Below are 8226 nucleotides of genomic sequence, written 5' to 3'. Positions count from 1 at the left end.
CGTCCACGCCCCGCTCGTCGCGAGAACGCGGCGAAGGCCAGCGGCCGATGCGGCCAGCCAGCCGCCGCGCCCAGGCATCAAGGTGGTCGATGACTTTCAGGTCGGCCACGGCCGGGCGCGCGCCGACCTGCGCCTGCAGGCCCTGTTCGGTGCGGATGATGTGGTTCATGGCGGAATCCTCACGATGCGCCGTCGCGCGCATGCAGTTCATACACGGCATAGAAAGGCACGCCGCAGACCAGGCGGAACAGCGGCCCGAAGGCGGAATAGGGAAACCCATAGCCTTCCATGACCTTGCGGGCCGCGGCCATGCGCAGGCGCGGCTGCGGGCGTTGTCAGGTCGGCCAGGCGGCGCGGGCCCCAGCCGAACTCCGCCCGCGTGTGCCGCACGGAAGGATGGCGGCGCGCCCGTCCGGCGGCCAGCCAGCACATGGCGTCGAAGGCGAATACCGAGCCGGCCGGCGCGCGCTCGCCGACCTCGGCGAGAATGGCGGACACCGCTTGCGGCTGGAGGTACATCAGCACGCCCTCGCTCATCAGGAACACCGGCGCCTGGCCCGGCCCGGATGGCAGGCCGAGGCGGTCCCACCAGCCGGGCTGGCAGAGATCCAATTCCGCCAGCGTGCGGCGCGGTCCGGGCTGGCCGAGCCATTCGCGGCGCAGCGCGATCACTTCCGGCAGATCGGCGTCGACCATGCGCGCCTGGCCGTTGTCGAGCCATTGGAAGTAATCGCTGAGCCCGCAGCCCAGGTTGACGAGGCAGCCCGCGGGTTCGCGCGCCAGATAGGCCTGCGCCAGGTCCTGGAAGGCACGGGTGCGCGCCAGGTGGAACACCAGGGCGGGCGTGGTCACCGAGGTGACCAGGGTGGTGATGAAGCTGCCGCCGAACGGCAGGTCGCGCCTGGCCCAGAACGCGCCGATGCCCACGCAGGACAGCAGGGGCAGCATGAGCACGATGGCCGAGAAATAGAACTGAAAAATGGCCAGCATGCGGCTATTCCGTCAAAGATGGCAAAAACGATGCGGCTGGCCATGAACGCTTGCCGCAGATGCGGGCGTCGCCGAGCATGGGCGGCATCGCAGCATAGCGGGCGGCCTGCGCCGCGTCCCACCATGCCCCCCACACCGCTCACCGAACGCCAGACCGCCTGCCTGCACTGGGCCGCGGCGGGAAAAACCAGCTGGGAAACCGCCCGCATTCTGGGCATCAGCGAAAGCACCGTCAATTTCCACCTGCGCAATGCCTGCGACAGGCTGAGCGTGCGCGGTCGGCGCGCCGCCGTGGCCGAGGCGATACGCCGGGGCCTGCTGGACGGGCTCACGGCTTGACGACCACGGACCGCAGGAACTCGCGGGCGCGCTCCTCGGGCAGGCTCTCTTCCGTGCCCGCGGCCACCGCCTCGATCAGCATGGTGTCGGTCACCCAGACGCGGGCCCGCAGCCAGCCCGGCTTGCCCATGGCCTTGCCGCGCACCTCGATGTCTTCGCCGTAGGCGGGAAACTCCAGCGGCGGCACGGCCTGCATGTTGGTGTACAGCGACCGCATCACGCCAGGCCCGCCGCGCGCCGGGCGACCGGGTCGCCGCGATGCCCCGGCGGCAGCGGCGCCGACCCCACGGCAAAGAAGGCCTCGCCCACGGAAGCGGTTTCCAGGGTGAATTTGAGCGTCTCGCCGCCCAGCGCCAGGTCGCGCGTCTCGGACTCCACCTTGGCCGGAAACGCGGCGCGCGCGTGGCCGCCCGCCACGTCGAGTTCGCGCCAGTTGTAGCTGGGCGTACAGGCCGCCGCCAGGCCCACCAGGGCGATGGCGGCCAGCGCGCGGCCCCTCTTGAGAACGAAACGAAACAGCGATGAAATCCCCATTGGCGCATTGCCCCGGCCGGCGTTCGTCTGGAAAACCAGCGGAAATTGTCGCCGATTTCCCGCTCCGCCCGCGCGCCGCCCCCCTCGGCGCGGCAGCGGAGCGGGTGGCGGCCCGGGGCCGATTGCCCCTGCATGCCGTGCTGGCTCCCTCGGCACGAGCGGCCAGCAGCCCGTAAAATCCGCCGACATACCCGAACGAGAACCAAAGTGACCGATACCGCCGCCAACCGACTCAAGCGCCTCGAGGCCAACCTGCCGCTCCTGGCCCGCACCTTGCGGGGCATCGAGAAAGAAGGGTTGCGCGTCGACGAACGGGGCCAGCTGTCGCGCAGGCCCCATCCCGCCGGCCTGGGCTCGGCCCTCACCAACGAACACGTCACCACCGACTATTCGGAGTCGCTGCTGGAACTCATTACCGGCACGCATGCCGACGCCGGATCGCTGCTGGCCGAACTCACCGACACGCACCGCCACGTCTACAGCGTGCTCGACGGCGAGCTGATCTGGAACCAGTCCATGCCGGCCACCCTGCCGGACGAAGCCGACATCCCCATCGCCTGGTATGGCACCTCCAACACCGGCATGCTCAAGCATGTCTACCGGCGCGGCCTGGCCGAGCGCTACGGCAAGACCATGCAGTGCATCGCCGGAGTGCACTACAACTACTCGCTGCCCGACGACATCTGGGAAATGCTGGACACGGCGCCCGGCAGCACCCAGGACCGCCGCTCGCGCGGCTACATCGGCCTCATCCGCAATTTCACGCGCTACTCCTGGCTGCTGATGTACCTGTTCGGCGCGGCGCCGGCCCTGCGCGCGACTTCCTGCGCGGCCACGACCACCCGCTGCAGGCGCTGGACGCCGGCACGCTGTACCTGCCGCACGCGACCAGCCTGCGCATGAGCGACCTGGGCTACCAGAACAAGGCGCAGTCCCAGCTCAAGCTCTGCTACAACGACCTGGAAACCTTCCTGGGCCGGCTCTATGACGCGGTCACCCAGCCCTGGCCCGAATACCAGAAGATCGGCACGCACCGCAACGGCGAGTGGATCCAGCTCAACACCAACGTGCTGCAGATCGAAAACGAGTACTACTCCAGCATCCGGCCCAAGCGGACCACGGGCCGCTGCGAGCGCCCCATCACCGCCCTGGCCGAGCGCGGCGTGCAGTACGTGGAAGTGCGCTGCCTGGACATCGACCCTTACTCGCCGGTGGGCATCGACGCGGCCACCACCCGCTTCATGGACGCCTTCCTGCTGTTCTGCGCCGCGTCCGACAGCCCCTTCTTCCCCGCCAGCGGCTATTGCCAGCGCAGCGTGGACAACTTCGCCACCGTGGTCAAGGAAGGCCGCAAGCCCGGCCTCATGCTGGACCGCGACGGCCAGCCCATCGGCCTGGCGCAATGGGGCGCAGAGCTGCTGGACCGCATCGCGCCGTATGCCGCGCTCTACGACGCGGCGCTGGGCGGCGACGCCTACGCGCAGGCCGTGCAGGCGCAGCGCGGCAAGCTGGCCGACCCCGGCAGCACGCCCTCGGCGCGCCTGGTGGCCGAACTGAAGGAATCGGGCGCGAGCTTCCTGGAATATTCCCTGGCGCTCAGCCGCAAGCCACGCCGAGACGCTGCGGGCGCAGCCCTGCCGGCCCGAGGTGGCCGCGGCCTACCGGCAGGCCGCGCAGGCCTCGCTGCAAGAGCAGCGGCGCATCGAGCAGAGCGACACCGAAGACTTCGACACCTACGTGGCGCGCTACCATGCCGCGCTCAAGGCGCCGGGCAGCAAATAAGGCGCGTCGAATAAAGGCGTATCGTTAGGGTTTCGGCCGGCGGCGCAACAACCGGCGCGCGCCCGCCATCCCGAGGAGGTTTATCCCATGCGCCGCATCGCAACATTCCTGCTGGCGTTGACTGCCGCCATCACCGTGCAGACCCATGCCGCGCCGCCCCCGGTGCAGACCGTGGCGTCGGTGGACCTGAAACGCTATGCGGGCATGTGGTACGAGATCGCCAAGTTCCCCATGTTCTTCCAGCGCGACTGCGCCGGCGACACCACGGCCGAGTACACCGTGCATCCGGACGGCACGCTGGGCGTGAACAACCGCTGCCGCACCAAGGACGGCGACATCGACTCCACCTCCGGCACGGCCACGGCCATCGAAGGCAGCAACAACGCCAAGCTGGAAATCTCGTTCTTCAAGCCTTTCAAGGGCGACTACTGGATCATCGGGCTGGACCCGGACTACCGCTGGGCGGTGGTGGGCACGCCCGACCGCAAGTACCTGTGGATACTCTCGCGCTCGCCGCAGATGCCCAAGGAAGAGCTCGACAAGGCGCTGGCCGCCGCGACGGCGCAGGGCTATACGCTGGACGAGCTGCAATATACGCCGCAGCGCTAGGCCCATCCCCGAGGCGCCTGCGGCGCCTCCCCCTCGAAGAGGGCGCGATGGCGGACCGGCCAAGCCGGATCCGCGGCGCTCCGGTTTGGGGGCGCCCGTTCCGTCTTGGGCGCGCCTGTTGCTTTCTGCCGGCGCTTATGCGGCGTGGTCGCGCGCCAGGCGGACGACGGTTACGCCGGGTTTGAGCTGGCGCAGCGAGGGCATGATGAGGGTGCACCGGTCGTAGGGGGTGACGATGGGCTGGCCGTCGGCCCAGCCGATGACGCTGCCGGCCTGTTCGAGCGTTTCCAGGCCCTGCCAGGGCTGGGAGAAGCGCACGTCCATGGAAGGCGCGACGATGGCGTGGGTGACTTCGAGCACGCGCTGGGCGGACGGTTCGGGCAGCAGCCAGCCGGCGGGCAGGTCCTGGGCGTCGACGACGCCGGATTCGCGCAGCATGCGCGCCGCCATGTCGCGCGCCACGTCGCGCGAGGACGGGTCGCCATGGAAGCCGCATTCGATCAGCAGGGCGCAGGCGTCTTCCTGCGCCTCGCCGAACCGGCCATAGTCGCGCATGCGCACGCCGTCCTTGTGGCCGGCGTCCACGATCACGTGCTGCGGCGCGCCGAGCCGGCGCGCGAGCGCGATATTGCGCGGCAGCAGGCCGGTGAGCAGCAGCGGCGCGCCGGGTTCGTGCATGGAATGCAGGTCGAGCAGCCAGTCGGCGCGCTCCACCCATGGGCGCAACGCCGCGGCCCGGCGGCGGTCGGCGGTGGCGGGGTCTTCCAGCCGCCCGGCGCTCCAGACGCGGTTCATGTCTTCTTCCACGAAACGCGACGCGTCGTGGCGGGCGAGGTCGAAACGGTCGAACGCCTCCAGGTTGCAGAACGCCAGCGTAAGGCTGCCGCGGCGCGGGCGCAGGCCCGCGGCCAGCAGCTCCTTGAGGGCCCAGGCCCCGCACAGCTCGTTGCCATGCACCAGCGCCGAGATCATGAGCGCGCGGCCCGGCGCGCCGGACTCGAAATGCCAGACGCCGGGCGTGCCGGTATTGCCGGCGCGTTCCGCGCCCAGGTCGGGAACGGGAAGCTTGAATTCCATGAGTGCATCCATAAAAGACGGCGGGCGCGGACCGCCGGTCCGCGCCGCCCAGTGCGCAATCCCTATTGCGCCTCGATCCGGGCGGCCTTGACCAGCGCGCCGTATTTTTTCGTCTCGTCGGCCTGGAACGCCACGGGATCGATGCCGGGCTGCGACAGCGCCCCGCCCGCCTCCTGCATCTTGGCCCGGAACTGCTCGGACTTCAGGATATCGGCCAGGGCGCCGCGCAGCCTGGCGGCCACGGGCTCGGGCAGGCCGGCCGGGCCGTACAGCGCGAACCAGACGTTGATGTCCACCGCTTCGAATCCCGGCGTCTCGGCCAGGGCGGGCAGGTCGGGCGCCACCGGCGAGCGCTTCTTCTCGGTGACGCCCAGCGCCACGATCTTGTCGCCGCGCACCTGCGGCAGGCCCGAGGACAGCACCAGCATGCCGAAGTCCAGCTGGCCGCTCATCAGGTCCGTGACCAGCGGCGACACGCCGCGGTACGGCACGTGCTCGGCGCGGGTGCCGGTGGACTGGTTGATCATCTCGCCGGCCAGGTGCAGCGTGGTGCCCACGCCGGACGAACCGTAGTTGAAACTGCCGGGCTTGGCCGCGCGCAGCTTTTCCAGGTATTCGGCGGCCGTCTTCACGCCCGAGTTCTTGCTGGCCGCCAGCAGCATGGGCTGCGAGGCGATCACGCCCAGCGCCGTGAAATCCTTGGCGGGGTCGTACTTGACGGCATTGTTGATCATGCGGGCAATGACCATTTCGTTGGTCGAGCCCAACAGCAGCGTATAGCCGTCGGCCTGCGCGCGCGCGACGCGCTGCGCGCCGATGGTGCCGCCCGCGCGCCCACGTTCTCGACGCCACGCTCTGGCCCAGGCGCTTGGCCAGCTCCTCGCCGAACAGACGGGCGGTCAGGTCCACGCTGCCGCCGGCGGGGTAGCCCACCACCAGCGAGATGGGGTGGTCGGGGTAATCGGCCGCATGGGCGGCGGGCGCCACGGCCGCGGCCGCCGCGAAACAGAACGCGGCGAGCGCGGCGCGCAGATCGGATGCATAACGGTTTTCATTCTTTCTCCCTGGGGTGCTGAGGCGGACGGCGGCGCCGTCTCTGTCGTGATTTCGGGAGCTATTCTGCGGCGCGGCGTCCCGCCGCTCCGTGCTGAATCGGCACATCTCCGTGCGGATTGCTTACCGCACCATGCCACGCTCCGCCACGGTGGCGGGTTTCCCTGCCGCGGCGCGGCGGGCGGCGGATTCAGGTCTTGCGCCGCGCCGTGGCGTCCCATGCCGCCTCGGCCAGGTCGGCCAGCCGGGCGCGCGGCCGGTACAGCCGGACCTCGAAGGCGATCTCGTCGCTGCGCCCGCCCAGGGCGGCCAGCACGCCACGGCGGCAATCGGCGGCCACCATGGACCACGGCAGCCAGGCCACGCCCAGGCCCTTGGCCACCGCGCGGCGCGCGCGTCCAGCGAATCGCTGCGCACGAACGGACTGAGCGCGTAGGGCGTGTTCTCGAGGCGGTCGCCGACGATGCGCTCCATGGCCAGCCCGCCCGCATAGGTGATGAGCGGGGCCGCCTCGCCGCCTTCGCGCAGCGCGTAGCGCGGCCGGCCCCGCGCATCGGCCTGGCTGACCGGCACGAGCTTGTCCGTGCCCAGCGTCATGTAGCGGTAGCGGCCCGGCGTGAGCTGCACCGACAGCGCGGGATGCTCGTAGCAGCACAGCAGATCGACCCTGCCCTGCTCCAGCCGCGCCGCCATGTCTTTCATCATGCCGGTGGAAATCTCCACCTGCGTGCCCTCGTGCAGCACCTTCGGCGCCCGGTGGCGCAGCCGCGCGATCCAGTCCGCCACCAGCGTGCGCGCCAGGCTGCGGCCCGTGGGCCGCGCAGCACCGCCTCGCCGCCCGCGCCGGAACTGCGGATGCGGTGGCGCACCAGCCCCATCTGCTCCACCACCTCGGCGTCTTGAGCAGCGCCGCGCCCTCGGGCGTGAGCGTGACGGGCGTCCGGTGCGCTCCAGCAGCGGCGCGCCGGCCCAGGCTTCCAGCGCGCGGATGCGCCGGCCGAAGGCCGGATGCGTCACGTGGCGCGACTCCGCCGCGCGCACGAAGCTGCCGGTCTGCGCCAGCGCCACCAGGTCTTCGAGAAGTTTGAGGTCAGCCATGCAAGGGAAAGCGGCGGAAGGGAAATCGCGGCGCGCCCGCCGCGGCTGCGGCCGCGCGGCCCATTCTACCCTCGGGCTCCCGCGGCGCCCGCGATCTTGCGCCGCGCCCCGGAAATACTGTACAAAAACACAGTAACACGTGATACATTTCGCTCCGCCTGAAAACCTCATCGGGAGTCTTTCGTGTCCGAACCCGCGCAAGTCCTCAAGTACATCCGTCGTTCCCTACCGAGCCGCAACCGGAACGCCGTCGCAGCCGGGGATGCCGGTAGCCGGGGTCCAGAAGGCATCGCGCCAGCAGAGTTCGTTCGTGCCGTTCTTCCAGACGTCACCGAACGGGTTGCGCCAGTTGTCCACCGTCTGGGGATACGACTGGGCCGAGGCTACACCAGAGGCCGTGACGGCGGCGAAGGCGAGCGCCAGAGCGAATTTGGAGGGTTTGTTCATGTTTCTCCTCGTTGAGCTTGAAGCTGGATAAGTGACTCGCAGCGAACCCCCGCCGCATATCAGGAAAACGGGGCCAGTATAGCAACGCCAAGAGCTGGTTCAAAGGAATAGCTACTGGGTTTCCTGCGTGCTGGAAACAATCTTAAGGCATTTGGGGGCCTTTGGCTTCCCTGCACAGCCGCATTAATGCTGGATATGACGATTTGGGCGCTCCACCCGGCGGAGCGTGTTGGTTTTGACGAACAGGGGGGCGGGACGGGGTCTGGGCCGACTCCCGGCCCCCCGATCCGGCCGGCG

6 protein-coding genes and 4 pseudogenes are annotated in these 8226 nt (G+C 69.7%); 3 read left to right on the top strand and 7 right to left on the bottom strand.

Going from position 1 to position 8226, the window contains the following annotated elements; genetic code table 11:
• Positions 1-207 precede the first annotated feature (207 nt).
• Entirely contained in the window at positions 208-990 is a 783-nt protein-coding gene (locus AD428_RS19015) for a class I SAM-dependent methyltransferase (RefSeq protein ID WP_053246223.1), read from the bottom strand.
• A gap of 123 nt (positions 991-1113) precedes the next feature.
• On the opposite strand from AD428_RS19015, the gene AD428_RS19010 reads away from it, so the two are divergent.
• Positions 1114-1329, top strand: a complete 216-nt coding sequence (locus tag AD428_RS19010) for a helix-turn-helix domain-containing protein (RefSeq protein WP_053246222.1) — start codon at positions 1114-1116, stop codon at positions 1327-1329.
• Here AD428_RS19010 and AD428_RS29675 read toward each other — a convergent pair.
• On the bottom strand, positions 1319-1549 hold the full coding sequence (locus AD428_RS29675) for a hypothetical protein (RefSeq protein ID WP_369798794.1): 231 nt from the start codon (positions 1547-1549) through the stop codon (positions 1319-1321). The two genes, AD428_RS19010 and AD428_RS29675, sit on opposite strands and share 11 nt — an antisense overlap.
• Positions 1546-1863, bottom strand: a complete 318-nt coding sequence (locus AD428_RS29670; protein WP_369798793.1) for a hypothetical protein — start codon at positions 1861-1863, stop codon at positions 1546-1548. Before AD428_RS29670 ends, AD428_RS29675 begins: the two co-directional genes overlap by 4 nt.
• 207 nt (positions 1864-2070) lie before the next feature.
• Here AD428_RS29670 and gshA point away from each other — a divergent pair.
• Together gshA and AD428_RS18995 are read left to right on the top strand one after the other, a co-directional pair.
• A pseudogene (gshA, locus tag AD428_RS19000) lies at positions 2071-3645 on the top strand (glutamate--cysteine ligase).
• An 87-nt stretch (positions 3646-3732) separates the two neighbouring features.
• Positions 3733-4254, top strand: coding sequence for a lipocalin family protein (locus tag AD428_RS18995; RefSeq protein WP_053246221.1), 522 nt, complete (start codon positions 3733-3735; stop codon positions 4252-4254).
• A gap of 135 nt (positions 4255-4389) precedes the next feature.
• Here the strand turns inward: AD428_RS18995 and AD428_RS18990 are convergent, their stop codons facing one another.
• The 4 genes and pseudogenes from AD428_RS18990 to AD428_RS25455 all read right to left on the bottom strand — a co-directional run.
• On the bottom strand, positions 4390-5331 hold the full coding sequence (locus AD428_RS18990) for a succinylglutamate desuccinylase/aspartoacylase domain-containing protein (protein ID WP_053246220.1): 942 nt from the start codon (positions 5329-5331) through the stop codon (positions 4390-4392).
• Between the two features lie 62 nt (positions 5332-5393).
• Positions 5394-6386: pseudogene (locus tag AD428_RS18985) on the bottom strand (Bug family tripartite tricarboxylate transporter substrate binding protein).
• Positions 6387-6574: 188 nt separating this feature from the next.
• Positions 6575-7482: pseudogene (locus AD428_RS18980) on the bottom strand (LysR family transcriptional regulator).
• A gap of 228 nt (positions 7483-7710) precedes the next feature.
• Positions 7711-7929: pseudogene (locus AD428_RS25455) on the bottom strand (outer membrane protein OmpA); the annotation flags it as partial.
• Positions 7930-8226 lie beyond the last annotated feature (297 nt).

It is taken from the genome of Achromobacter sp. DMS1, assembly GCF_001270295.1.
Note: the sequence above shows the minus strand (reverse complement) of the source record. Positions and strands in the feature narration are given on the sequence as shown.